A 24,637-nucleotide genomic window follows, 5' to 3' on the forward strand; every position below is an offset into this window, starting at 1 on the left:
TCGTCAGCAGCGCGACGGTGTGTCGTGCGTGGATGAGCTGTTCGGTTGGTTGAGTGTGCGCGGTTGCTTCGGTTGCCGTGGAACTCCAGCGGTGGCCGGTCGCCGTTGAGCGGTGGCGCTGGATTGTGCGTTTGTCAGCAGCGGACGGTGCGCAGGGCGCCGAGGAACTGGGCGGGCTGACTGAACGCGCAGAAGTGGCTGGCGTTGTCGATCAGGACCAGTTCCTTCTGCGGGGCCTCGATCTCGGCGAAGTACTCCACCGCCGGGTCGGTCAGCGTCACCACGTCGTGGGCGCCCTGGAAGAGGTAGAAGGGGACCTCGAACGTGGTGCCCAGCGCGCGGGCGTCCCAGCGCATGAACTGCTCGAACATGGTGTCGCGGGTCTTGCCGAAGCCCTTGAGCCAGGCCGACACGTCGGCGAGGGAGTAGTCCGGCTTCGTCAGCAGCAGCTTGAACAGCCGGGTCAGCGCGGCGTTACCGGTGGTCGGGTCGGTGCCCATGCTCCACTGCATGCGGGTGCCCCAGCTCTTGACGTCCCAGGTGCGCGGGTCGGCGTCGAGCTTCTCCAGCGCCGCCACGCCGCGGCGGTTGCCGGCGGTGCGCAGACGCTCGATGGTGTCGATGCGGCCCTTGCGCTCGTTTTCGACCATGTTCACGTAGAAGTCGGTGCCGACGTACGCGCAGAACAGGTCGGGGCGGCGCTTGACCATCGGCAGGCCGACGATCGTGCCCATCGAGCCGGCCATGAGCAGGATGCGGTCCTGGCCGAAGTACTGCCGCAGGTACTCGGCGACCTCGATGCCGTCGTCGACCATCAGGTCGAAGTCGAGCTGCTCGGCATGGAAGCCGTTGCGGCGCAGGGTCTTGCCCGCGCCGCGCCGGTCCCAGTGCACGACGGTGAAGTGCTGCTCCCATTCGTGCAGGACGGGGGTGAACACCGAGTACGGCGAGCCGGGGCCGCCGTGCACGACGAGCAGCACCGGGTTGGCGCGGTCCTCGCCGCGGATCTGCAGCCACTGCTCGACGCCGCCGATGGTGACGTAGCGGCCCTCGACGACACCGTTCGGCGTGTCGATGCGCGCGTCGACGGCCCGCTGGTGCTTGCGGATTGCGCGGTAGGCGAGCGGCGCGGCGGCGACAGTGGCTGCGGCGGCAGCGGTGATGACGAGAGCGGACATTGTGGGCCTCCCCGATTTGGTGCCGGCTTCGATGGATCTGACTGTACAGAATTCTAAGACAATTGTACAAGACAAAATTCTCAGACGTATGCTTCAGACATGGGTAACCGGGAGAAGCTCCTCGACGGGGCGCTGCAGTGCCTGCTCGAGAAGGGGTACGCAGCGACTACCGCGCGCGACATCGCCGGGGCGGCGGGTGTGAGCCTGGCGGCGATCAACTATCACTTCAGGACCACCGAGGCCCTGCTCAACGAGGCGCTGCAGCGGGCGCTGGAGCAGTGGGGCGACGAGATGGAGCGTGCGCTGCGCGGGGCCGCGGACGTGCAGAACCCGGCCGAGCGCTTCGAGGCGGTGTGGACGAGTGTGATCGCCTCGGTCACCGCGAACCGTTCGTTGTGGACGACCCAGTTCGAGGTGGTGACGCAGCTCGGGCGGCAGCCGTCACCGCCGGCCGCGTGGGCGGAGGCGCAGGACCAGGCGCAGGCGGGGCTGGCGGCGCTGTTCCACGGCATCGACCCCGCCGCGGAGCCGGAGCTCGCGCGGGTGATCGGCGGTTTCTACCACGCACTGCTCACGGGTGTCGTCGTGCAGCATCTGGCGGTGCCGGAGCAGGCGATGAGCGGGCGGGATCTTGCGTTCGCACTGCGCGCGGTGAGCGAACGTCTCGGCCAGGGTGTGTGAGTGGGCGCTTTGCGTGCGCATGTGCGCTCGGTCAGTGTTCGTTCGGACCATGGATGTGAGCGATCGGTTCAGTCGTAGGTGAGCGAACCGTCGATCGGGCGATACGAGCGTCCCCACGTTTCGGTCCGACGTGGGTGGGTGCGGCAGGTCCGACGGTGTGCGCTTGCGGCAGGTCCAGCGGGTGGGCGCGGTGCCGCGGCAGCAGTTGGGTGACCACCTGGGGGGCGAGGACGGTGCGGCCTGTGCGACGGTGCGCGCGGCAGGCGGAGTGGGTGGGCGCGGTGCCGCGGCAGTAGCTGGGCGAGCACCTGGGGGTCGAGGACGGTGCGGCCCGTGTGACGGTGCGCGGCAGGTCCGGCGGGTGGGCGCGGTGCCGCGGCAGCAGTTGGGTGACCACCTGGGGGCGAGGACGGTGCCGCCCGTGCGACGGTGCGCGCGTGCGACAGGTCCGACGGTCTGTGGGTGGGGCGGGTTCGGCGGCGGGGCGCGTTCGCCGGGCCTCAGGGCTGGTTGAGGTGCAGGTAGCCGCGGTGTACGGCCGGGAGGGTGATCTCCTGCGGGAACGGGGACTTCGCCGCTACCCGCTCCGGCGGGGCGCCGTCGGCGTCGCCCTCGCGGATCAGCCACGCCAGGGCCGCGAGCTGCTCGTGCTGGGCTGCGACGAATCGGCGGGTCACCACGGCGCCGTGGCCGGGTACCACCTGTGTCTCCTGGGTGAGGGCGGCCATTAGGGCGGCTACGGTGTCCGGCCAGTCCAGCGGGTACGCGTCGCCGAACTGTGGCGGGCCGCTCTCCTCGATCAGGTCGCCCGCTACCAGGACGTCCGCGTCCGGTATCAGGGCGACCAGGTCGCCGATCGAGTGGCCGCGGCCGTAGTGGCGCAGCTGTACCGGGCGGTCGCCCAGGTCCAGGTCGATGGCGGTACGGACGAGGCGGGTGGCCGGCGTCGGGGTGACGGCGGCCAGGTCGGTGGCCAGGTCCGGGTGGTTCGAGACTGCTCGGTCGCGCAGGGCCGGGCCGACCAGCGCGGCGGCCTCCTCCTGGGACCAGATCGGGCAGTCGTCGGCGGTGAAGACCATGTTGCCGAAGCAGTGGTCGAAGTGGTGATGGGTGTTGACGACCTGGAGGGGGAGGGGCGTCACCCGGCGTACCGCGGCCAGGAGTTGCCGCGCCTGCCCTGCGGTCGACAGCGTGTCGACGACCAGGGCCGCCTCGCCGCCCACTACGAGGGTGGCGTTGACGTCCAGGACGGGATGGCGCAGTACGTGTACACCCGCGGCAATTTCCCTTAGCACCGTCATGTGATCTCCCTGGACGGGTCGGGCGCGGTCCTGCATGGTCTTGGCCGGGGAGCGGTGTCGAAGGCGGGCAGCGCCGTCATGACGTCTCCCGGGCCGGGCGTCCATGGTCTTGGCCGAGGGTGGGTTTGCCGGGCGGTGCCGTCATCAGGCCTTTTGGACCGGGCGGTCGCGATCCTCCGGGGCGCCTCGGGCCAGGAAGCGGTGGCGAGCTCGCTCAGCGCCGTCATCAGGTCTCCCGGGGCCGGGTCAGCCGCGGTCCTCCATGGCCTTGGCCAGGAAGCGGGCGCGCTCGACGAGGATCCGCTCGACGCGGCCCTCCGCCACGACCTGGTTGGCGTCGCGGACCACGATCTCGAACATGAGGCGGCGGCCGTCGGCCTTGGCCAGGCGGGCCTCGGCCACCACGCGGCCGCCTATCGGGGTGGCGGCGCGGTGCTCCAGGTCGACCCGGGTGCCCACGGTCGTGTAGCCGGGTGGGAGGCGGCTTGCGGTCGCGCCCACCGTTGCGGCCTCGGCCAGGGCCAGCATGCGCGGGGTGGCCAGGACCGGGACGTCGCCCGAGCCCATGGCCTGTGCGGTGTCGGCGTCGGTGACCGTGAGCTCGACGCGGGTGACGGCGCCGACCCAGGGGGTGGCATCGACCGTGGGGCGCTCGCTCGGCTGCATACCCCCAAGAGTAGTGCTTTTAGCACAAACGTTGTCCGGTGTGGGGTGGTGTTTGTGGCTGCTTGTTGCGTAAACGGGCGGGGACCGGAGGCGCGAACGCACGAACATCGGCGTGCGGAGGCGCTTGCGTTGAGTTTGTGAACGCCTGATGAGCGAACGCACGATGAGCGGACGCACGATGCTCGAACGGACGATGCGCGACGCAGGGATGCAGACGCGCGAATGGACGGTTGCGCGAACGGACGATGCGCGACGCAGGGATGCAGGCGCGCGAACGGACGGTGGCGCGAACGGACGATGCGCGACGCAGGGATGCAGACGCGCGAACGGACGGTGGCGCGAACGGACGATGCGCGACGCAGGGATGCAGACGCGCGAACGGACGGTTGCGCGAACGGACGGTTGCGCGAACGGACGGTTGCTCGAACGGACGGTTGCTCGAACGGACGGTGGCGCGAACGGACGATGCGCGACGCAGGGATGCAGACGCGCGAACGGACGGTTGCGCGAACGGACGGTTGCGCGAACGGACGATGCGCGACGCAGGGATGCAGACGCGCGAACGGACGGTTGCGCGAACGGACGGTTGCGCGAACGGACGGTTGCTCGAACGGACGGTTGCTCGAACGGACGGACGCGCGAACGACCATCGGGTGCGGGCGCACGGATGCGCGGACGCTGAACGCACGAGTGAGCGAGCGGCGGTGCGCGAGTGTGCGAGTGTGCGAGCGGCGGAGGCGCGAGTGCGTCAGTGCCCGAGTGCGCGGGCGGTGGAAGCGCGAGTGCGCGAGTGCGCGAGCGCGGCAGTGTGCGAATGCTCAGTGTGCGAATGCGTCAGTGCGCGAGTGTGCGAGCGGCGGAGCCCGAGTGTGCGAGTGCGCGAGTGTGTCAGTGCGCGAGCGGCGGAGCCCGAGTGTGCGAGTGCCCGAGTGCCCGAGTGCCCGAGTGCCCGAGTGTGCGAGTGCCCGAGTGCGCGAGCGCGCAAGTGCGTCAGTGCCCGAGTGCGCCGGCGGCAGAAAGGCGAGTGCGCGAGTGCGTCAGTGCGCTGGCGGCGGAAAACGGGAAGCCGAGTCTCTTGGCGGGGTCCTACGCTGGGCGCCATGTATGAGGCTGCCGAGTGGTTCGCGCGCGGCAAAGTGGTTGTGCTCACCGGCGCCGGGATCTCCACCGACTCCGGGATTCCGGATTTTCGGGGGCCGCAAGGTGTGTGGACGCGGGAGCCGGAGGCTATGAAGCTGTCGTCGATCGAGCACTACGTCGGGGATCCGGCGGTGCGGCGGCGGTCCTGGCAGGAGCGGCTCACCCATCCGGCCTGGGGTGCGGAGCCCAACGCTGGGCACCGTGCGCTCGTCGAGCTCGACGCGGCCGGGCTGCTCGACTCCGTTGTCACGCAGAATATCGACGGGCTGCACCAGCGGGCTGGGCTTGCCTCGGACCGGGTCATTGAGCTGCACGGGACCATCCATGAGACCGAGTGTCTGCAGTGTGGGGCGCGCGGGGCGATGGAGGTGACGCTCGAGCGGGTGCGGGCCGGGGAGAGCGATCCCGCCTGTCTCGGGTGTGGGGGGATGCTCAAGTCGGCGACGATCTCGTTCGGGCAGCAGATGAACATGGCCTCGCTGACGGCGGCGGCCGAGGCGGCGATGTACTGCCGGACGTTTGTGGCCGTCGGGACCTCGCTCACCGTCCACCCGGCGGCGGGGCTGGTGGCGGTTGCGGCCAAGCAGGGGGCTCGGGTCGTGATCCTCAATGATGCCGAGACGCCCTACGACGCCATCGCCGATGAGGTCATCCGGGAGCCGATCGGGGAAGTCCTGCCCGAGTTGGTGGGCGTGGCCACCGCATGAGGTGAGAAGGTCCGTCAGCCGAGAAAAACGCGCGAGTGCTCACGAGCCGGTGGCCGTCACGCGCGCCGTGAAGGTGCGGCGCGCTGCCCTTGAGCGGATGGCCAGCTCGTCGGCCAGGCGGTACGCGTCGTCGGCGTCGCGCAGGCGCGCTGTTGCGTTCAGGCCGCCCGCCGTGTCCACCGTCACCGTGGCCAGGGACAGCAGGCGCTGCAGCGGGCCCTGTACGACCCGCACGCTCTGCACGCGCGCCAGCGGTACCGCCACCAGCTCGCGCGTCAGTACGCCCTCGCGCACGGCCACCACGTCTTCGGTCACCGCTACCCCGATGCGCGACCACGCGAACGGCGCGAGCCAGCGCGCGCGTCGGGGCGGGCCGGTCACGGTCAGGGCGATGACGTCCACGGGGGCGATGACGGCGGCCGACAGTACCGTCGACGCCACCCATGCCGCGTCGGGCGTTGCGGCCACGGGGACGAGGGTGCCCGCTCGTAACTGCTCCTCGCCGTGGCCGCCGTAGCCGGCGACGTCCATGTGGGCCCGGGCCCAGCCCGCCGGGCGCCACAGCAGCGGCCAGGTCAGCTTCACGCCCTGGACCCGCCGCGGCGGTACCGACTGGCTGCGCTTGTTGAGCAGGCCCTGCCGCACGCGCAGGGCGGTGCCGTCGTCGGTGATGCGGAAGTCGTACTCGTCGAGCACGCGGCGCACCGGCACCTGGAAGACGCCCAGGAACGCGGTGATGGTGCTGGCCGCGCCGATCAGGGTCCAGTCCGGGTGGCTGAGCGCGGGCCAGATCACGAACGCGGCGCCGATGGGCACGGAGAGGGTCTGCGGGGTGAGGAGCTGGGCGAGCAGCAGGCGGCCGTTGGCCACGGCGAAGAGCGGGCGCTCGGCCTCGGGCGCGGCGGGCTCGGCGCCGGTGGCCAGGCCCAGCAGGGAGGCGCGCAGCTCGGTGGCGCCGGCCACGGTGAGGTACGCCAGCGGGGCTTCGGTCTTGCCGCCCCCGATCACCTCCAGGCGCAGCTCGGCCAGGCCGAACACGCGCGCCAGGGCGGGCCGGACGACGTCGATCGCCTGGACGCGCTCCAGCGGGATGGTCCGCACGCGGCGCGACAGCAGGCCCTCGTGCACGCGCAGCTCGCGGCCGACGACCTCGAAGCCGGTCACGGCCCACACCACGGCCGACACGAGCACCGCGCCGATGAGGATGACGGTCATGGCGATCAGCCAGTGCAGCAGGCCGAGGTCGGACAGCCCCCGCCAGGAGACGGCCACGGCGGCCAGGGCCACCAGTTTGGCACCGCGTACCAGTGGCGTCAGGGGATGCAGCCGCCGACGGGGAAGGGTCAGCGGCGTGGTCACAAGCCCTCTTCGCGGATCTCGCCCAGGGCCGCCAGCCGGTCGCGCAGCCGGGTGGCCTCGGCGGCCTCCAGGCCGGGCACGGTCGCGTCGCTCGCCGCGGCCGCGGTGTGCAGGGTCACCGTGGCCAGGCCCGCGGCGCGCTCGAACGGGCCGGCGGTCACGTCGACGAACTGCATCCGCGCGTACGGCACGATGGACAGCCGCCGGATCAGCAGCCCGTGGCGGACCAGGAGGTCCTCGGCGCGCTCGGCGTAGCCCCAGGCGCGGATCGAGCGGCGCATGAAGAACGCGCGGACGGCGCCGGCGGCCAGCACGAGACCGGCGGCGAGCAGGAACCAGGCCGACCACAGGACGCCGGCGACCACGCCGGCGGCGGTGAGCAGGAGCACCCAGGCGGTGAGCGCGGCCAGCCGGACCAGGTAGTACCGCGGCGAGATCGGCCGCCACCCGACCGTGTCCGGCCAGGGGCGGAGCGGATCGGGTGCGACCGTTGGGTTCACTCCTCGAGCCTATCCCGAGCATCGATCGGCCTGGTCTCACGCAGGAATCCGCGCACGCCGAGGAACTCCGACAGCGACGCCCGGTGCTCGTCGCAGGCCAGCCAGATCTTCCGCCGGTCGGGTGTGTGCAGTTTCGGATTGTTCCACAGCAGCTGCCAGACGGCCCGGGAACGGCACCCCTTCGCGGAGCACTGAAGGTCTTCCACGCGAAGAGTGTGAGCGCCGGGCGGCCACGGGGGAAGCCGCCCGGCGACGGGTGAATCGTACCCGCTGTGGTACGGGTGGTGTCCAGTCGTGGCGCGCGGCCGGTGACGAAAATCCCCGGAATCGATGGCCGCATGTCCGATATATCGGTCCAAGCGGTCGGGAAGACAACTCCCAGTAGGCTCTCAGGAGCATCGGATCGCGGTCGGTCGCCGCGCCGTGCGACGCTAGGTTTACTCGAAGAACGCTACGTTTACTTCAAGGACAAATGCGCGTGGAGGACCGGTGACCCAGCCGAGCAACCCTGTCTCGACCCCCGCCCAGGACGCCACGGTGCTCGAACGCGCCCTGTTCGAGGTCAAGCGGGTGATCGTCGGTCAGGATCGCATGATCGAGCGGATGTTCGTGTCGCTGCTCAGCCGCGGCCACGTTTTGCTCGAGGGCGTGCCCGGCGTGGCCAAGACCCTCGCCGTGGAGACCCTCGCCCGGGTCGTCGGCGGCACGTTCTCGCGACTCCAGTTCACCCCCGACCTGGTGCCCGCCGACATCGTCGGCACCCGCATCTACCGGCAGTCGAGCGAGAAGTTCGACGTCGAGCTCGGGCCCGTGTTCGTGAACTTCCTGCTCGCCGACGAGATCAACCGGGCGCCCGCGAAGGTGCAGTCGGCGCTGCTGGAGGTCATGGCCGAGCAGCAGGTGTCCATCGGCGGCGAGACCTACGAAGTGCCGCGCCCGTTCCTGGTGATGGCCACGCAGAACCCGATCGAGCAGGAGGGCGTCTACCCGCTGCCCGAGGCCCAGCGTGACCGGTTCCTCATGAAGATCCAGGTGGGGTACCCGACCGACGCCGAGGAGCGCGAGATCGTCTACCGGGTGAGCGTGAAGACCCCGGAGCCGCAGGCGGTGCTCACCACCGAGGAGCTCATGGCGCTGCAGGACAAGGCCGACGACGTCTTCGTGCACAACGCGCTCGTGGACTACGCGGTGCGGCTGGTGGTCGCGACCCGCGCCCCGGCCGAGCACGGGCTGGGCGACATGGCGCACCTGATCCAGTACGGGGCCAGCCCCCGCGCCTCGCTGGGCATCGTGCGGGCCTGCCGCGCGCTGGCCCTGCTGCGCGGCCGGGACTACGCGCTGCCGCAGGACGTGCAGGACATCGCCCCCGACATCCTGCGCCACCGGCTCGTGCTCTCCTACGACGCGCTCGCCGACGACATCCCGGCCGACGACGTCGTGCGCCGGGTGCTCGCGGCCGTGCCGCCGCCCACCGTCGCGCCCCGCCAGCAGGCCACCACGGCCCCCGCCGGAGCGGCCGGACAGCCGGGCCAGCCCGCGACGACGACCATCACCACCTGGCCGGGGCGGTGAAGATCCAGAGCGGCACCGGTCTGGACGACGCCCGCGCGGAGGTCGTCCTCAACCGCATGCAGCTGCTCGTCACGCGCAAGCTCGACGGGCTGCTGCAGGGTGACTACCTCGGCCTGCTGCCGGGGCCGGGCACGGAGGCGGGGGAGTCGCGGGAGTACCGCCCGGGCGACGACGTGCGCCGCATGGACTGGCCGGTGACCGCCCGCACCACGCTGCCCCACGTGCGCCAGACCGTCGCCGACCGGGAGCTGGAGACCTGGCTCGCGGTCGACCTGAGTGCCAGCCTCGACTTCGGCACCGCGCACCACCTCAAACGCGATCTCGCGATCGCCGCCTCGGCCGCCGTCGCGCACCTGACGGTCCGTGGTGGAAACCGCATAGGAGCCGTCGTCGGTACCGCCGATGCCTTGACCCGTCTCCCCGCGCGCCCGGGCCGCAAGGACGCGCAGGGCCTGCTGCGCACGATCGCGCTGACCCGGGGCCGGCCCGGCCGCGCCGACCTCGGCGCGCTCATCGACATGCTCAACCGGCCCCCGCGGCGGCGCGGCATGGCCGTGGTCATCTCCGACTTCATGACGCCGCCGGAGCAGTGGGCGCGGCCGCTGCGCAAGCTCGGCGTGCGCCACGACCTGCTCGCCGTCGAGGTCGTCGACCCGCGGGAGCTGGAGCTGCCCGACGTCGGCGTCATCGCGCTCGTGGACCCCGAGACGGGGCGCATGCACGAGGTACAGACGGCCGATCCGAAGCTGCGGCACCGCTATGCGCACGCGGCCGCCGCCCAGCGGGCCGAGATAGCCTCGGCCCTGCGCGGTGCGAACGCGGCCCACCTGCGGCTGCGCACCGACTCCGACTGGCTCCTGGACATCGTCCGGTTCGTCGCGGCCCAGCGACACGCCCGAACTCGAGGAACGACCCGATGATCCGACTGCTCTCGCCGTGGTGGCTGCTCGCCCTCTTGCCCGTCGCGGGCATCATCGGGGTGTACGTCTGGCGCCAGCTGCACCGCCGCGCGTTCGCGGTGCGCTTCACCAACGTCGACCTGCTCAGCAGCCTGGTGCCCAAGGGCATCGGCGTGCGCCGGCACGTCAGCGCGGCGGCGTTCCTGCTCAGCCTGGTGATTCTGGCCTTCGGCATGGCGCGGCCCTCGGTCGACACCAAGGAGCCGCTGGAGCGCGCCACGATCATGCTCGCCATCGACGTGTCGCTGTCCATGCAGGCGACCGACGTGGCCCCGACCCGCATCGACGCGGCCAAGTCGGCGGCCGCGGACTTCGTCAAGCAGCTGCCGGCGAGCTTCAACGTCGGGCTCGTCTCGTTCGCCAAGACGGCGAGCGTGCTGGTCTCGCCGACCAAGGAGCGCAACTCGGTGCTGCAGGCCATCGAGGGCCTGACGCTGCAGGAGTCGACGGCGACCGGCGAGGCGGTCTTCACCAGCCTCGACGCGATCCGCACGGTGCCCGCCGACGGCGCCAACGGCCCGCCGCCGGCCCGGATCGTGCTGCTCTCCGACGGCTTCCGCACCGCGGGCCGCTCGCTGGAGGACGCGTCCGCGGCGGCGTCGGCGGCGAACGTGCCGGTGTCGACTATCGCGTTCGGCACCGACGAGGGCGTGGTGCGCATCGGCAACACGCCGCAGCGGGTGCCGGTCGACCGCCCGTCGCTGCAGAAGGTGGCGGAGGTCACGAAGGGGTACTTCTACGAGGCCGCCAGCAAGGACGAGCTCAAGCGCGTGTACACGGACATGGGCAGCTCCATCGGCTACCGCACGAAGCCGCGGGAGATCACCCAGTGGTACCTGGGCTTCGGGTTCCTGATGGCGCTGTGCGCGGGCGCGCTGAGCCTGTTGTGGGGCTCGCGGCTGCCGTAGCGCGGGCGGTCAGTGGGCGCCGACCATGAAGAAGAGGGCGGCGACCCACGCGGCGGCCAGGAAAAATCCAACGGGCGCGACGAAACGGCTCACGGAATGCTCCAACGGGTGTTGTCTCAGGCAGAAGGAGAGAACAGACACACGGAAGCCGTGGCGGGTGTTGTGCTGTTACCGGCCACGACTGGAGGGATCGCTACTTCGCACAGCGATCACCTCCGTTGGAGCGGCTGCCGTGCCGGACGGGCAGCGAATCGAGTCCAGCCGTCATCGCGGCCGGGAGTCGGACGACGCAATCGTACGCCTCCGCGCCACTGCGGGCATCAGCCACCCGGCGCATTAGCTCCTACCACGCGGTAGCGCCTACTCTCCCTACAGCATTTTCATGAGCTCGACGAAAGGCGGCACCGTGGCGAGGACCGTGCTGGTCACCGGCGGGAACCGAGGGATCGGACTGGCGATCGCGCAGGCGTTCGCCAAGCAGGGCGACCGTGTCGCCGTGACGCACCGCGGCTCCGGCGCTCCGGAGGGCCTCTTCGGCGTGCAGTGTGACATCACCGACAGCGCCGCCGTGGACGCCGCGTTCACCGAGGTCGAGAACGCGCTCGGCCCCGTCGAGGTGCTCGTCGCCAACGCCGGCGTCACGCAGGACACGCTGCTGCTGCGCATGAGCGAGGAGCAGTTCACCGGGGTCATCGACACCAACCTGACCGGCTCGTTCCGCTGCGCCAAGCGCGCCGCGAGCAAGATGCTGCGCGCCCGCTTCGGCCGGATCATCTTCATCTCGTCGGTCGTGGGCCTCTACGGCAGCCCGGGCCAGGTGAACTACGCCGCCAGCAAGGCCGGCCTGGTGGGCATGGCCCGTTCGATCACGCGGGAGCTGGGCAGCCGCAACATCACCGCCAACGTGGTCGCGCCCGGGTTCATCGAGACGGACATGACGGCGGTGCTGCCCGAGGCGACGCAGGCCGAGTACAAGAAGAACATCCCGCTGGGGCGCATGGCGCGGCCCGAGGAGGTCGCCGACGTGGTGACGTTCCTGGCCAGCGACGCCGCGGCGTACATCACCGGCGCCGTCATCCCCGTCGACGGCGGCCTCGGCATGGGCCACTAGGTTTAGGAGACTCCGCAATCATGGCAGGACTTCTCGAGGGCAAACGGCTGCTGATCACCGGGATCATCACCGACCAGTCGATCGCCTTCGCCGCCGCGAAGCTCGCCCAGGAGCAGGGCGCCAAGGTCGTGCTCACCGGCTTCGGCCGGCTGTCGCTGGTGGAGCGCATCGCCAAGCGGCTGCCGCAGGAAGCGCCGGTGATCGAGCTCGACGTGACCAACCAGGAGCACCTCGACGGCCTGGCCGACAAGGTGCGCGAGCACGTGGACGGCCTCGACGGGGTGCTGCACTCCATCGCCTTCGCCCCGGCCAGCTGCCTCGGCGGTGACTTCCTGACCGCGCCGTGGGAGGACGTCGCCACCGCGGTGCACGTGTCGACCTTCTCGTTCAAGTCGCTCGCCGTGGCCTGCCTGCCGCTCATGGGCCCGGGCGGCTCGATCGTCGGGCTGGACTTCGACGCGACGCGGGCGTACCCGGTCTACGACTGGATGGGCGTGGCCAAGGCGGGGCTGGAGTCGACGTCGCGGTACCTGGCGCGCGAGCTCGGGCCGCGCGGGATCCGCGTGAACCTCGTGGCCGCGGGGCCGCTGCGCACGATGGCGGCCAAGTCGATCCCCGGGTTCGCGGTGTTCGAGGACACCTGGTCGAAGGCCGCGCCGCTGGGCTGGGACCTCTACGACCAGGCCGCCGCGGGCAAGGCCTGCTGCGCGCTGATGTCGGACTGGTTCCCGGCCACGACGGGCGAGATCGTGCACGTCGACGGCGGGTACCACGCCATCGGCGGCGTCGCCTGAGCAGGCACCGAAGGGGCCCGGCGGGAGCCGGGCCCTTTGTTTATTCCGGCGTATACCCTGTCGGGCGAAAAATCCGATATGTCGGTCGGTTCGGCCGCGAAGCGGCCGGCATATCGGATTGTTGTGTCGGTTGGTTCGGCCGCGGAGCGGCCGGCATGTCGGTTTTGCTCTTGGCGGCACGGACGCCGGGATTTCTGGCGGGAGCAACGGTCCGCAGGTGACGCGGACCCGAGCCTTGGAAAAAATCCCTCCGGAGGAGAATGGCCGCGTGGACTACGACGCGTTCCTCCTGCTCTCGTTCGGCGGCCCGGAGGGGCAGGACGACGTCCTGCCGTTCCTGGAGAACGTGACCCGCGGCCGGGGCATCCCGCGGGAGCGCCTGGAGGCCGTCGCCGGGCACTACCGGCACTTCGGCGGGGTCTCGCCGATCAACGGGCAGTGCCGCGAGCTGATCGAGGCGCTGCGCCCGGGGCTCGAGCTGCCGATCTACTGGGGCAACCGCAACTGGCACCCGATGCTCGCCGACACCGTGCGGCAGATGCGCGACGACGGCGTGCGGCGCGCGATCGCCTTCGTGACGAGCCCGTTCGGGTCGTACTCGTCGTGCCGGCAGTACCTCGACGACATCGATCGGGCGCGGGCCGAGGTGCCGGGCGCGCCGGTCATCGACAAGATCCGGCACTACCACGACCATCCCGGCTACGTCCTTCCGCACGCCGACGCCGTGCGGGCGGCGCTGGCCTCGCTGCCCGGCGCGGCGCCGGCGCGGCTCGTCTTCACCGCGCACTCGATCCCCACGGCCATGAACGCGGCCAGCGGGCCCGGCGGCGCCGGCCGGTACGAGGCCCAGCTGCGCGAGACGGCGGCCCTGGTCGCCGCCGACGCCGCCCCGGAGCTGGCCTGGGACCTGGTCTGGCAGAGCCGCTCCGGGCCGCCGCAGGTGCCGTGGCTCGAGCCGGACGTCAACGACCACCTGGAGGCGCTGGCCAAGGACGGGGTCGGCGAGGTCGTGGTGAGCCCGATCGGCTTCATCTCCGACCACCTCGAGGTGGTGTGGGACCTCGACACCGAGGCGAAGGCGACGGCCGGGCGGCTCGGGCTCGCCTACGCCCGGGCGGCCACCCCTGGAGCCGATCCGCGGTTCGTGGACATGATCCGAGAGCTGGTCGACGAGCGCGTCCTTGCTCACAGTAATGTGCGTCACGCGCTCGGAACCGTCCCCACCTGGGACTTCTGCCCGGCCGACTGCTGCGCGTCACCGAAACGCGCGTGAGCCCGAAACGTATCTGAGGGAGTATGTTGCGCGTGAGAGAACGCAAGCCCATCGAGTCCTGGCTCACCGACATGGACGGGGTCCTCGTGCACGAGGGCGAGCCCGTGCCGGGCGCACCGGAGTTCGTCAACCGGCTGCGCTCGTCCGGCAAGCCGTTCCTGATTCTGACCAACAACTCGATCTACACCGCGCGTGACCTGCAGGCCCGGCTGCGCCGCATCGGGTTCGACGTGCCGGAGTCCGCGATCTGGACCTCCGCGCTGGCCACCGCCGAGTTCCTCGACACGCAGCGCCCCGGCGGCACCGCCTACGTCATCGGCGAGGCGGGGCTCACCACGGCGATGCACGAGGTCGGCTACATCCTCACCGACACCGAGCCCGACTACGTCGTGCTGGGGGAGACCCGGACGTACTCCTTCGAGGCGATCACCACCGCCATCCGGCTCATCAACGACGGCGCCCGGTTCATCTGCACCAACCCGGACGCCACCGGGCCGTCCAACGAGGGCGCCCTGCCGGCCTGTGGCGCGGTCGCCGCGCTCATCTCGAAGGCGACGGGGATCGAGCCGTACTTCATCGGCAAGCCCAACCCGATGATGATGCGCTCGGCGCTCAACAGCATCGACGCCCACTCCGAGACCACGGCGATGATAGGCGACCGCATGGACACCGACGTCCTGTGCGGGCTGGAGGCCGGGCTGGAGACGATCCTGGTGCTCAGCGGCATCAGCACGACGGCCGACGTGGAGCGCTACCCGTACCGCCCCTCGCGCATCATCCCGTCCGTCGCCCACCTCATCAACGAGGTCTGACGGTCCGGCGAGCTACAGCAGCGGGGCGTTGCAGGCGGCCACCAGGGCCCGGCGGCACGCCGTGGTCAGGGGCCGCAGGGCGGCGTCGCGCTGCTGTACCTCGTAGCCGTTGATGGCGCCGCCCGGGGCCGCGTGCTCGGCGAGGGCCAGCACGCGGTCGAGGATGCTCGCCCGCGCGTAGAGGCGGCGGGCCCGCGGGTCGTAGCCCGGCGGGAGGTCGGTCGCGCCGTCCGGCTTGCGGAGGGCCTCGATGGCGCCGGCCAGCTCGGGGCGCCACTGGGCGATGTCGAGCTTGGCGAGGGTACGCGTCGCCGTGGCCAGCTCCGCGGAGAGCTCCGCCTCGGCCTCGGCCGTGCTCGCCTCGTGGTTGCCGGGCCGCTCCTCGGGCAGCGCGAAGACCTGCCAGCGCACCGTCTCGAACTCGTCGCCCGAGCCCGACGTGTGCAGGCGTACCTCCGGCACGAAGCCCAGCCCGCCCGCGACCACGCCCTCACCGGCGAGGATGGCCGCCCCGGTGAACGGGCCCGGGCCGGGCAGGCCGCGGGGGTCGCCGGGCGCGGGCAGCACCAGGCGAACCTCGTCCGGGTGCAGCTTCGACAACGCCGGGAGGGCGTCGGCGAGCGACACGTCTTTCCAGGTGCCGGGGACGTCGGAGACCATGTGCTCCTCGTCGCCGGAGATCTCGGCGGCGGCGTCGTCGCACGGCACCAGGCCGGCGCGCCACGCCCGGACCCATGCCACGAAACGCGCCGAGCGGCGCGCCTGGAGGGTCGCCGCGCGTGCTGCGGGGGACATGGGAGCAAGGGTACGTGCTGACGTGCCGGTATGTCTCGCAGGCGAACAGGCCGTCAGCCGATACGCTTCCCGGCCATGGACGTCCTGGCGAACAACGACTGGCGGCGCCGGCGCGCGGTACCCGTCGTGGAGGCCGAGCTCGAGCTGGTCGTGGAGGACGCCGACTCGGGCTTCTGCGGGGCCGTGGTCGGCTTCGAGTTCGGCGCCGTGATCCTGGAGGACAGGCACGGCAACCGGCGCAACTTCCCGCTCGACCCGGCCGCGTTCCTGCTGGAGGGGCGCGCGGTCACACTGGTGCGCCCGGCGCCGCAGCGCCAGCAGCCGCCACAGCGGCAGCGCACCGCGTCGGGCTCGATCGCCGTTGCGGGGCACACCGCCCGGGTGGCCCGCCGCGGCCGCATCTGGGTCGAGGGCATCCACGACGCCGCGCTGGTCGAGCGCATCTGGGGCGACGACCTGCGCATCGAGGGCGTGGTCGTGGAGCCGCTGGACGGCATCGACGAGCTCGCGGGGGCGATCCGGGCGTTCGGCCCCGGTCCTGTGGCGCGGCTCGGGGTGCTCGTGGACCATCTGGTACCGGGCTCGAAGGAGAGCCGCATCGTGGCGTCGGTGCAGTCGCCGTACGTGCTCGTCACCGGCCACCCGTACGTCGACGTCTGGCAGGCCGTGAAGCCCGCTGCGGTGGGCATCCGCGCCTGGCCGGTCGTGCCGCCGGGGCAGCCCTGGAAGGAGGGCGTCTGTGCGGCGCTCGGGGTCGCCGAGCCGGCCGACATGTGGCGGCGGATTCTGGCGTCGGTGTCGAGCTTCCGGGACGTGGAGACGCCGCTGATCAACTCGATGGAGCGGCTGATCGACTTCGTGACGGAGCCTGACGAGGACGTGTGAAGTCCGACATGTCGGGCGGTGAGGCGTCTTGCTGTGCTCGACATGTTCGTGTCGGAGCCCGGCGAGACCTCTGAAGTCCGATATGTCGGGCGCTGGCGCGCCCCGCTGCGCTCGACATATCGGATTTATCGCCTGACGGGGCATAAATTCGAAAAGTCGTGGCGCGGAGCGCCCGACTTTTCGTGCCCGAACGAGCGCCCCGAGCGCGGCTTGGAGCTGCTTCCGGCGTGTGGATGGTGATCGCCGCGGGTCTCGAAACCCGAGCATCCAGGGCGCCCCGGAGCACGGCCCGCGACTGCTTCCGGCGTGTGGGCGGCGATCCCCGCGGGTCCGGAACCCGAGGCGTCAGTCCAGCGTCGGCCACGGATCGCGGGTGAACACGAACGTTGCGATGTCCAGCGCCACCACCTCGCCCGACGGCGCACGGCGCACCTGCAACAGCTCGCCGTCGTTCTCGCCCGAGCGGCCCCGCCAGCGATCCGGCGCCGGGCCGTCCGGCTCGAAGCGCCACGGCGCGTCCGCCGTGGTCAGCGGGGTGATTGTCAGGTTGCCTTCGATCCAGCCGGCCTCGTACTCGCGGCCCATCCACCACCAGCGGCCCGTCAGCGGCGCTACGGCCGGCGGCGGGGGTGCGCCCGGCTTCCACGGGGCCGGGCGGGCCGGCTCGCGCTCCAGGACGGTCTCCAGCAGGTTCAGGCCGAAGGCGCTCAGGCCGCCGGGGTGATGCATCGTGTACGCGTTCGCGAACGCCACCACCGCGGTGCGCGAAGGGCGGTGTACCGCCAGGACGGACACGTAGCCCGGCATGGAGCCGCTGTGGCCCACGAAGACTCGCTCGCCGCGGCGCCACAGTTGCAGGCCCAGGCCGTGGCCCTTGCGCCAGGACTCCAGGTCGCTGAGGACCACCGGGGTGCACATCTCGGCCACCGTCGCCGGCGCGAGCACGGCCGGGTCGGGGGCGGCCAGGAACGCGGCCCAGCGGGCCAGGTCGCCGACCGTCGACCACAGCTGCCCGGCCGGGGCCATCGCGCCGGCGTCCAGGCGGGGCTCCTCGCGCATGCGGTCGAGCCAGGGATGCATGACGTACCCGCGCGCGAACGGCTCCGCCGCGGCGTACGTGGTGCGCTCCAGGCCCAGCGGGCGCAGCACCCGCTTGTGCAGCATTTCGCACCAGTCGTCGGCGCCGAGGCGGCTCACCACGGCGCCCAGCAGGCCGTAGGCGAGGTTGGAGTAGTGGAAACCGTGCAGCGGGGGGTACGCCACCTTGTCCGCGGTCAGCGTGGACAGGAACGTCTCGACGTCGGTACCGCCGTTGCGCTCCCACCAGTCGCCGTCGGGCTCGCGCTGCACGCCGCCGGCGTGGCCGAGGAGCTGGCGGAGGGTCACGGCGCCGACCGGGGTGCCGGGCAGGTGGCGGTAGAGCAGGTCGTCGAGGGCCAGGCGGCCTTCGTCGCGCAGTGCGAGTACCAAGGCGGCGGTCATGGTTTTGGTAATTGACCCGATCCGGAACTGCTGCCCGGCCGCGTAGGGGCCGGCGGCGGCCGTGTGGGTCAGGGCGCCGTCGCGGACAACGCCCGCGACCAGGGTCGGGACCCGGGCGGCGGCGTGGGCGCGGGCGACCAGTTCATCGATGCGGGTGGTGGTCTCGGGCAGGAGGGGCGCGGGGGTCACGACCAGCCCAGCTGTCCACCGCGCGGGAGGGTGGCGGCAGTTTCGCAAGGATCCCGCGACGGGCGGTCACTGAGGGCGACGCGACGAGCATCGGCGTGACACGATCGAGGTGTGGATGTCTGGCTGATCGTCTGGTTGATCGTCGGCGCCGTTCTCGTCGCGGCGGAGGTCTTCACGACCACGTTCGTGCTGCTGATGTTCGCGATCGGCGCGTTCGCCGCCGCGGGGGCCGCCGCCCTCGGGGCCAACGAGCCGGTCCAGGCTGCCGTCTTCGCCCTGGTGAGCGCGCTGTCATTCGTGGCGGTGCGGCCCACGCTGAGCCGGTACATGCACCGCGACGAACGCGACACCCAGATGGGTGTCGAGGCCATCGAGGGTTCGATGGCGCTCGTGTTGGAGGATGTCGACACCGACAGCGGCATGATCAAGATCGACGGGGAGTTGTGGCGGGCCCGGCCGTACGACGCCACGCAGACCTTCGCCGCGGGCGATCGCGTCCGGGTGATCGAGATCAAGGGTGCCACCGCAATGGTGTGGAAGGATTGAGCCCAGTGGATCCAAGCGTGTTCCTGGCGGTGCTGATCATCGCCGTCGCCCTCATCGGCATCATCACCGTCGTCAAGTCCGTGAAGGTGGTGCCACAGCAGGTCGAGTATGTCGTGGAGCGCCTCGGGAAGTACAGCCGGACGCTCACGCCCGGCCTCAACGTACTGGTGCCCTTCGTCGACTCGGTGCGCAACAAGGTGGACAAGCGCGAGGCGGTCGTCAACTTCCCGCCCCAGCCGGTGATCACGTCCGACAACCTGGTCGTTTCGATCGACACCGTCCTGTACTTCAAGGTCGTCGACTCGGTCCGCGCGACCTACGAGATCTTCTCCTACCTGCAGGCCATCGAGCAGCTGACCGTCACCACCCTGCGTAACGTGATCGGCTCCCTCGACCTCGAGAAGGCCCTCACGAGCCGCGACGAGATCAACCGCCACCTCTCCGGCGTGCTGGACGAGACGACGGGCCGCTGGGGCATCAAGGTCACCCGCGTCGAGATCAAGGCGATCGAGCCGCCGCCGAGCATCCGTGACTCCATGGAGAAGCAGATGCGCGCCGAGCGGGACCGCCGCGCCGCGATCCTGCACGCCGAGGGCCTCAAGCAGTCGCAGATCCTGACCGCTGAAGGCGAGAAGCAGGCGGCCGTACTGCGCGCCGAGGGCGACCGCCAGTCGCGCATCCTCACCGCCGAGGGCCAGGCCAAGGCCATCCGGACCGTCGTGGACTCCATCCACGTCGCCAACCCGGACTCGAAGGTCATGGCGTACCAGTACCTGCAGTCCCTGCCGCAGATCGCCGCCGGCCAGTCCAACAAGCTGTGGATCCTGCCGGTCGAGCTGACCAAGGCCCTGGAGGGCATCGGCGGCGCCCTCGGCGGCATGGCCACCATGTCGAACGAGGAGCGCTCGCGCCACGTCGACCGCAACGCGGTCGAGGAGGCCGAGTCGGAGGAGGTCCTGGAGGCCCGGCGCGCCGCAGAAGAGGCCGCGGCGGCCGCGAACGCCGAGGCCGCGGCCGCGGCGGCCCAGGTCTCGGGCGATCAGGGCACCCGCCAGCTCCCGGGCTCGCCGGCCGTCTCCCCGGTGGCCTTCGACGCCCCGCCGGCGCCGGACCGCGACAACGCCTGACCCGCGCACGACCGAGACCGAGGGCCGCCCGTAGTGGGCGGCCCTCGGCGTGTTCAGCGGCAGAGCTCGTAGAACGCCACCGCGGCCGCGGCGGCCACGTTCAGCGAGTCGACGCCGTTGTGCATCGGGATGACCACGCGCACGTCGGCGCCCGCCAGCGCGCTGCCCGTCAGTCCCGGCCCCTCCGCGCCCAGCAGCAGCGCCGAGCGCGCGCGCTGCGCCGGCGTCAGGTCGCGCATCGCGACGGCGTCCGCGGCCGGGGTCATCGCGAGCAGCGTGAAGCCCGCGGCGCGCACGGCATCGAGCGCGGACGGCCAGGGCTCGAGGCGGGCGTACGGCACCGCGAACACCTCGCCCATACTCACGCGAACGCTGCGGCGGTACAGCGGATCCGCGCACGTCGGCGAGAGCAGAACGGCGTCCATGCCCAGCGCGGCCGCCCCGCGGAAGATCGCCCCTACGTTTGTATGGTTATTAATGTCTTCGAGTACGGCGATCCGCTGGGCGGATCTGAGGATGTCGGCCGCGTCGCGTTGGGGTGTGCGGTGGAACGAGGCGAGGACGCCTCGGTGGACGTGGAAGCCGGTGATGGCCTCGAGTGTCGTCTGGTCGCCGGCGTACAGGGGTATGCCGGCGAGTTGCAGGTCGTCGAGTTGGGTGACGCGTTTGGCGTCGATGAGGACCGAGCGGAGCTGATAGCCGGCTCGGAGCGCCCGGCGGAGGACGAGCTCTCCCTCGGCGATGAACAGGCCGTTGGGTGGTTCCCAACGGGTGCGGAGTTCGACGTCGGTGAGTGCTCGGTAGTCGGCGAGTCGCTCATCGAGTGGGTTGGTGATCATGTCGGTGGCCTGCACGCGCTCGATTCTGCCTTGCCCCACGGAAGGATCACCAACCGTAGCCGAGGGCCGGGCTGTCCGAAGCGACGGGGACACAGGCTTGTGTCTGTGCGTTGCTGCTGGTGTTGCTGTGGCCGTTGGGTTTGGTACCCACCTGGCAGCATGCTGGAGCCGGACGCGATCAGAACGGCGGTCGGACGTTGATCCACCCGCGAGCCGCGGCCAGCTACGTTGGGTAGCGGAACCTGGTGAAAGGACGGCTACCGGATCTGCCGATGTGCGCGCACGTGATCATGGCGGAGCGGACGGTCGCTACTTTGCCGAATAGAGGATGTTTCGGCGGGGGCGGTCGCTAGCCAGCGGTTGCGGCGTCGGCGAACAGCTTGGGAATCTCATCGGGGTCGAACCAGCCTCCCTCGGCCCAGGTCCGGACGTGCTCGTCGGTGACCAGCACGCCGCAGACGCGGTCGACGACCACCATGAACCGGGAGTTGTCGGGGTAGCCGAACACGAGCGCCAGCTGCGTCAGGTCATCGACCGGCGTGCACACGCGCCGGTGCGATGACCTGGGTGGGCTAAATTTAGGGCTTGAGCATCTGGACCTGCCCCTAGATCTCCACCGCGGCGATGACCTCGAAGCCCTTCTCCGCCAGGCCGAATCGCGACCTCATTCGCAGGAGCCGGTACCGGCTCCTGTGATCAGCACCCTCCGCACGGTAGGTCTCCTCTGCTATTTCGAGCCATCCGGGCTGGCCGGCACCGAGTTGGGGTCGAGACGATTCGTCGGAACCCCGTTGTTGTACGTGCCCACACCGTTGCCCATCGACCAGTCCGCTGTGCCGACGCCGAACAGGTGGAAGAAGACGTCTTCCCGCCGCAGGTATAGCTTCTCGTGCAGCTCGTCCACGACGGCCTTGAAGAACGCGGCCTTCTGCTCAGTGGTCGCGCCGGCGATGAAACTCAACTGGATGAACACGCAATTCTCGGACCGGTAGATACCGAGGTAGTCGGGGTCGTAGAGGAAGTTCTCGATCTTGTGCTCGGTGATGACCTGGAAGCGGTCTTCGGGCACGCCCAGGTGCTTGCTCATCTGGTCGTACACAACGTCCGCGATAGTCCGGCGGTATTCCGCCGACTTCCCCTCTACGAGGTCGATTCGGGCGATTGGCATGATAGATCACTTTTCCCATGATTGACCGAAACAGGAGACTCTCCCTGGCGGCGCCTCAGAGCGAGACGGCTGCCCGGTGTGCGTGAGAGGCCCGGCACGGTGAGCCGGCCTTCAGTTGGCAGTGGATCAGTCCCCAAAACGCGACCAGGTCAGAACGTCACCACGGAGGCGCCTTGCCCTCATCCGTAGCTTGTACCGCTTCCCGGGAAATACCCTGCTGGCCGGACTCCACACCGCTCAGCCGCCTCCAGGCTCTGCCGGCGTGTCCGACTCGGGGCTGCCCTGTCTCGGAGGGCCTCTTCCAGCTCGTGGTGCCCGGACACCCCGAGCTTTTCACCGCCAGCGTCCAGCACTGCTCCTCGTCCCACCCCCACGCGGCCGGGCCGGCATCCAATGCCGCCTCCAGTCCGCGCAGCCGGGACGGGGTGAGCTTGCACTTCGCGCCGCCGGCCCCCTTGGAAGCCAGCGCGTCCCGGCCGTCGGCCGCCAGCGCCCGGCGCCCGGTTCGCCGACATCCTCGACACCCGGAACCTCAAAGCGATCTCCCGGTCGCCGGCCCCGGCCTCCATCAACTCGGCCGCCTCCAGCTGCACCCGCTCCCGGCGGGCACGCTCCGCAGCGGTCAAGCCGCCGCTATCGGCATATCTCATGACACCGGCATACGCCGATCCGCCAGCCATGAACAGCCGTAACCTCAGCCCTTAAAGCTCGTTAGGCGCCGCGGCGGCGCCAGGGGAGGCGGCCGCGGACGTCTCTGCGCCGATGAAGACATTGAGCAGGTCGGCGAAGAACTCAGCGCCGGTCGTCATCACCTGCGGGTTGGCCGGACGGGCTACCGTGCCCGGTCGCGATGTCTCGCACAGCGTCGCCGTCGTCGGATGTGCGGGGATCAGAGAACCGGGACGGTCGGCCGGCCAGGGCCGCTGCCGGACCGGAAGCGCGGCGCAGTCGACACCACTCGCCGCGACCTGCGTCGGTCTCGCGGGCGAGCCGCGATGGTGGCCAAACGCGACGCCGATCCCGGCGAGCACGAGACCGCCGACCGCGATGGCGAGCACGATATTCCGGCGGTTTCCCGTCATGGCCGATGATCATAGTGCTACGGGCAGGCGCAGCGGATCGTGCGCGTACCCGCGGTGAATCTGCCGCCAGAGCCCCTCCCGCGGATCCCAGGTAAACAGCCGTTGTCGCCACGCTCGTTGTCCAGCGACTTCGGGCGCGGCCGGCCCGCCGGCGGCGCGGTCGCCACGATGTGGCAGGCACCACCGGGCCGAGGGCACCGCCGGAACGGCGACAACGGGACCGTGTGCGGCGCTGCGTTCAGGCCGGCGGCAAGCTGCACGTCCCGGCCGACCATCGGAAGAACATCGCGCCATCATGCCCAACGACGGGGGGCCCGGATGGCGACTGGTGCCCCACGCGTCGGCGCTCGCAGGCACTGATCCACCGTTGGGACAAGATCAGGTGCGCTCATCTGGCTCCCCTCTAGTCAAGGGGTTGGGGCGGGCGGACGTCACGGGCAAGGACGAAATCGCGGTCACTGCCAAGGACGGGACCGTGTGGCGAATTCGCTTCAACGACCGCACGCTGACCGCGGTCGAACCGCTCGACAGGTTGGGGACGCCCCGGACATCATGGCCGACTGATCAGATGCGCTCGGATCACCTGGCCGTCGCAACCGATATCCTGCCCGCCGATCGCGGCAGACGGGAATCCCAACGGTGCCGACCGTCGATGCCCTGACGTGTACGGATCTGCCGCCGTTGGTGCGCGGCGGCTGGTCAGTGCTCGTCACAGACCGTGACTGGCTCGGCGAGGCCGAGGCTTCCTGTTCTGCCGAGAAGAGTGCGTATGGGCCGACGTCGGAGGCCATCGACTACAGCCCCTTTGCCGTACCTACCGAGTCAGACGCTGGACTCTCCACAAGCACGCCCCAACCTGCAACCTGCCCGGTGCCGCGGCAAGGCTGACGGTGCCGACCGGCGGGCTACGGGGCCTGGGACGGGACTCTCAGGATGTCGCCGAGGTCGTGACAGCGGCGGCGCCACCAGGGCCACGCCTTGGGTGCGCAGGGGTTCGGCAGTGTCCGAGCCAGGAAGTCAGCATCGAGAGGCGCAACAACCCGGGCAAGGTCGCGGCCAGCCTGCCGACCCAGCGCGGTGATGGCCCGCTCGATGAGTTCCCGGTCATCCCAAAGGTCAAGGCCCGGCAGGTGCGGCTCCGGAAGATACAGTGGCCAACCGACCGTACCGAGGAAGGCCCCCCAACGCCGCAAGGCGTCCTCGACCGCCAGAGGCGGCAGGCCACGGCTCGCTTCGAAGCGGGTGATCTGGTGCCGGGTACCTGCTGACAGCGCGCGGCCCATGCCGCTTCTTTCCTCGAGTAGAGCCACCATCATAACCATACCCTGTCAGAGCGGTCGATGGTCAACCGACTGGTGCCGAGCGGCCCGACCGCACTCTATTGCCGCAAGGCGCGCTTGATCACGTTCACGCTCATGGCACCCCTCTGTGTCAAGAGACGGCCTGGGCCGGTGTTCTAGAGTGGGCTCTAGCGGGTCCGGGAAGTGGCTTGTCCGAAGTGCTGGCTGTCGGGATTGAGCCGGCCGCGCTGGATTGCAGAGTCGCTCCCGTTTGCCCTCCCGG

At 70.6% G+C, this 24,637-nt stretch carries 25 protein-coding genes; 12 read left to right on the plus strand and 13 right to left on the minus strand.

What is annotated here, in order from left to right:
* Nucleotides 1-134: 134 nt before the first annotated feature.
* A complete protein-coding gene (locus tag AB0B76_RS33440; RefSeq protein WP_360382867.1) occupies nt 135-1,178 on the minus strand; it encodes an alpha/beta hydrolase in 1,044 nt (347 codons plus the stop codon).
* 99 nt (nt 1,179-1,277) lie between these two features.
* On the opposite strand from AB0B76_RS33440, the gene AB0B76_RS33445 reads away from it, so the two are divergent.
* A complete protein-coding gene (locus AB0B76_RS33445; protein ID WP_360382869.1) occupies nt 1,278-1,859 on the plus strand; it encodes a TetR/AcrR family transcriptional regulator in 582 nt (193 codons plus the stop codon).
* 500 nt (nt 1,860-2,359) lie between these two features.
* Here AB0B76_RS33445 and AB0B76_RS33450 read toward each other — a convergent pair whose 3' ends face one another.
* The gene (locus AB0B76_RS33450; protein ID WP_360382871.1) at nt 2,360-3,160 is read right to left on the minus strand and encodes an MBL fold metallo-hydrolase; all 801 of its coding nucleotides are present in this window, start codon (nt 3,158-3,160) and stop codon (nt 2,360-2,362) included.
* A gap of 246 nt (nt 3,161-3,406) precedes the next feature.
* Nucleotides 3,407-3,826, minus strand: a complete 420-nt coding sequence (locus tag AB0B76_RS33455) for a hotdog domain-containing protein (RefSeq protein ID WP_360382873.1) — start codon at nt 3,824-3,826, stop codon at nt 3,407-3,409.
* 1,100 nt (nt 3,827-4,926) lie between these two features.
* Between AB0B76_RS33455 and AB0B76_RS33460 the strand changes: the two genes are divergently transcribed.
* Nucleotides 4,927-5,673: a Sir2 family NAD-dependent protein deacetylase gene (locus AB0B76_RS33460; RefSeq protein ID WP_360382875.1), complete on the plus strand. Its 747-nt coding sequence runs from the start codon at nt 4,927-4,929 to the stop codon at nt 5,671-5,673.
* 39 nt (nt 5,674-5,712) lie between these two features.
* Here AB0B76_RS33460 and AB0B76_RS33465 read toward each other — a convergent pair whose 3' ends face one another.
* Genes AB0B76_RS33465 through AB0B76_RS33475 form a run of 3 tightly spaced genes read right to left on the minus strand, consistent with a single transcriptional unit; the run spans nt 5,713 to nt 7,738 of the window.
* Nucleotides 5,713-7,032: a PH domain-containing protein gene (locus AB0B76_RS33465; protein WP_360382877.1), complete on the minus strand. Its 1,320-nt coding sequence runs from the start codon at nt 7,030-7,032 to the stop codon at nt 5,713-5,715.
* Entirely contained in the window at nt 7,029-7,532 is a 504-nt protein-coding gene (locus tag AB0B76_RS33470; protein ID WP_360382878.1) for a PH domain-containing protein, read from the minus strand. The genes AB0B76_RS33465 and AB0B76_RS33470 overlap by 4 nt, the downstream gene beginning before the upstream one ends.
* A complete protein-coding gene (locus tag AB0B76_RS33475) occupies nt 7,529-7,738 on the minus strand; it encodes an acetone carboxylase (protein ID WP_360382880.1) in 210 nt (69 codons plus the stop codon). Before AB0B76_RS33475 ends, AB0B76_RS33470 begins: the two co-directional genes overlap by 4 nt.
* Before the next feature lie 283 nt (nt 7,739-8,021).
* Here AB0B76_RS33475 and AB0B76_RS33480 point away from each other — a divergent pair, with 283 nt between their 5' ends.
* From AB0B76_RS33480 to AB0B76_RS33510, 7 genes are all read left to right on the plus strand, one after another.
* The gene (locus AB0B76_RS33480) at nt 8,022-9,104 is read left to right on the plus strand and encodes a MoxR family ATPase (protein WP_360382882.1); all 1,083 of its coding nucleotides are present in this window, start codon (nt 8,022-8,024) and stop codon (nt 9,102-9,104) included.
* Nucleotides 9,105-9,160: 56 nt separating this feature from the next.
* The gene (locus AB0B76_RS33485; protein WP_360382910.1) at nt 9,161-10,024 is read left to right on the plus strand and encodes a DUF58 domain-containing protein; all 864 of its coding nucleotides are present in this window, start codon (nt 9,161-9,163) and stop codon (nt 10,022-10,024) included.
* Nucleotides 10,021-10,971 (plus strand): VWA domain-containing protein, encoded by a 951-nt coding sequence (locus tag AB0B76_RS33490; RefSeq protein ID WP_360382883.1) that lies wholly within the window; start codon nt 10,021-10,023, stop codon nt 10,969-10,971. Before AB0B76_RS33485 ends, AB0B76_RS33490 begins: the two co-directional genes overlap by 4 nt.
* 406 nt (nt 10,972-11,377) lie before the next feature.
* The gene (gene fabG / locus AB0B76_RS33495) at nt 11,378-12,082 is read left to right on the plus strand and encodes a 3-oxoacyl-[acyl-carrier-protein] reductase (protein ID WP_360382912.1); all 705 of its coding nucleotides are present in this window, start codon (nt 11,378-11,380) and stop codon (nt 12,080-12,082) included.
* Nucleotides 12,083-12,102: 20 nt separating this feature from the next.
* Nucleotides 12,103-12,876 (plus strand): enoyl-ACP reductase FabI, encoded by a 774-nt coding sequence (gene fabI / locus AB0B76_RS33500; protein WP_360382884.1) that lies wholly within the window; start codon nt 12,103-12,105, stop codon nt 12,874-12,876.
* A gap of 268 nt (nt 12,877-13,144) precedes the next feature.
* Nucleotides 13,145-14,149 carry a ferrochelatase gene (locus AB0B76_RS33505; RefSeq protein WP_360382886.1) on the plus strand — a complete coding sequence of 335 codons (1,005 nt, stop codon included), beginning with the start codon at nt 13,145-13,147 and terminating at the stop codon, nt 14,147-14,149.
* A 23-nt stretch (nt 14,150-14,172) separates the two neighbouring features.
* A complete protein-coding gene (locus AB0B76_RS33510) occupies nt 14,173-14,961 on the plus strand; it encodes an HAD-IIA family hydrolase (protein WP_360382888.1) in 789 nt (262 codons plus the stop codon).
* Between the two features lie 12 nt (nt 14,962-14,973).
* On the opposite strand, the gene AB0B76_RS33515 is transcribed toward AB0B76_RS33510, so the two are convergent.
* Nucleotides 14,974-15,756: a hypothetical protein gene (locus tag AB0B76_RS33515; protein ID WP_360382889.1), complete on the minus strand. Its 783-nt coding sequence runs from the start codon at nt 15,754-15,756 to the stop codon at nt 14,974-14,976.
* A 75-nt stretch (nt 15,757-15,831) separates the two neighbouring features.
* On the opposite strand from AB0B76_RS33515, the gene AB0B76_RS33520 reads away from it, so the two are divergent.
* Entirely contained in the window at nt 15,832-16,641 is an 810-nt protein-coding gene (locus AB0B76_RS33520; RefSeq protein ID WP_360382891.1) for a DUF3097 domain-containing protein, read from the plus strand.
* A 345-nt stretch (nt 16,642-16,986) separates the two neighbouring features.
* Here AB0B76_RS33520 and AB0B76_RS33525 read toward each other — a convergent pair whose 3' ends face one another.
* On the minus strand, nt 16,987-18,312 hold the full coding sequence (locus AB0B76_RS33525; RefSeq protein ID WP_360382892.1) for a serine hydrolase domain-containing protein: 1,326 nt from the start codon (nt 18,310-18,312) through the stop codon (nt 16,987-16,989).
* 111 nt (nt 18,313-18,423) lie between these two features.
* Here AB0B76_RS33525 and AB0B76_RS33530 point away from each other — a divergent pair, with 111 nt between their 5' ends.
* Nucleotides 18,424-18,858, plus strand: coding sequence for an NfeD family protein (locus AB0B76_RS33530; RefSeq protein WP_360382894.1), 435 nt, complete (start codon nt 18,424-18,426; stop codon nt 18,856-18,858).
* 5 nt (nt 18,859-18,863) lie between these two features.
* Nucleotides 18,864-19,985, plus strand: a complete 1,122-nt coding sequence (locus tag AB0B76_RS33535; RefSeq protein ID WP_360382895.1) for an SPFH domain-containing protein — start codon at nt 18,864-18,866, stop codon at nt 19,983-19,985.
* A gap of 53 nt (nt 19,986-20,038) precedes the next feature.
* Here the strand turns inward: AB0B76_RS33535 and AB0B76_RS33540 are convergent, their stop codons facing one another.
* From AB0B76_RS33540 to AB0B76_RS33560, 5 genes are all read right to left on the minus strand, one after another.
* Nucleotides 20,039-20,824, minus strand: a complete 786-nt coding sequence (locus AB0B76_RS33540; protein WP_360382914.1) for an RNA methyltransferase — start codon at nt 20,822-20,824, stop codon at nt 20,039-20,041.
* 349 nt (nt 20,825-21,173) lie between these two features.
* Nucleotides 21,174-21,371, minus strand: a complete 198-nt coding sequence (locus tag AB0B76_RS33545) for a hypothetical protein (protein ID WP_360382896.1) — start codon at nt 21,369-21,371, stop codon at nt 21,174-21,176.
* Nucleotides 21,372-21,551: 180 nt separating this feature from the next.
* Nucleotides 21,552-21,992 carry a tautomerase family protein gene (locus tag AB0B76_RS33550; RefSeq protein WP_360382898.1) on the minus strand — a complete coding sequence of 147 codons (441 nt, stop codon included), beginning with the start codon at nt 21,990-21,992 and terminating at the stop codon, nt 21,552-21,554.
* A 701-nt stretch (nt 21,993-22,693) separates the two neighbouring features.
* Nucleotides 22,694-23,074 carry a hypothetical protein gene (locus AB0B76_RS33555; protein ID WP_360382899.1) on the minus strand — a complete coding sequence of 127 codons (381 nt, stop codon included), beginning with the start codon at nt 23,072-23,074 and terminating at the stop codon, nt 22,694-22,696.
* Between the two features lie 905 nt (nt 23,075-23,979).
* Nucleotides 23,980-24,357, minus strand: coding sequence for a hypothetical protein (locus AB0B76_RS33560; protein ID WP_360382901.1), 378 nt, complete (start codon nt 24,355-24,357; stop codon nt 23,980-23,982).
* Nucleotides 24,358-24,637 lie beyond the last annotated feature (280 nt).

It is taken from the genome of Dactylosporangium sp. NPDC049140 (genome assembly GCF_040648435.1).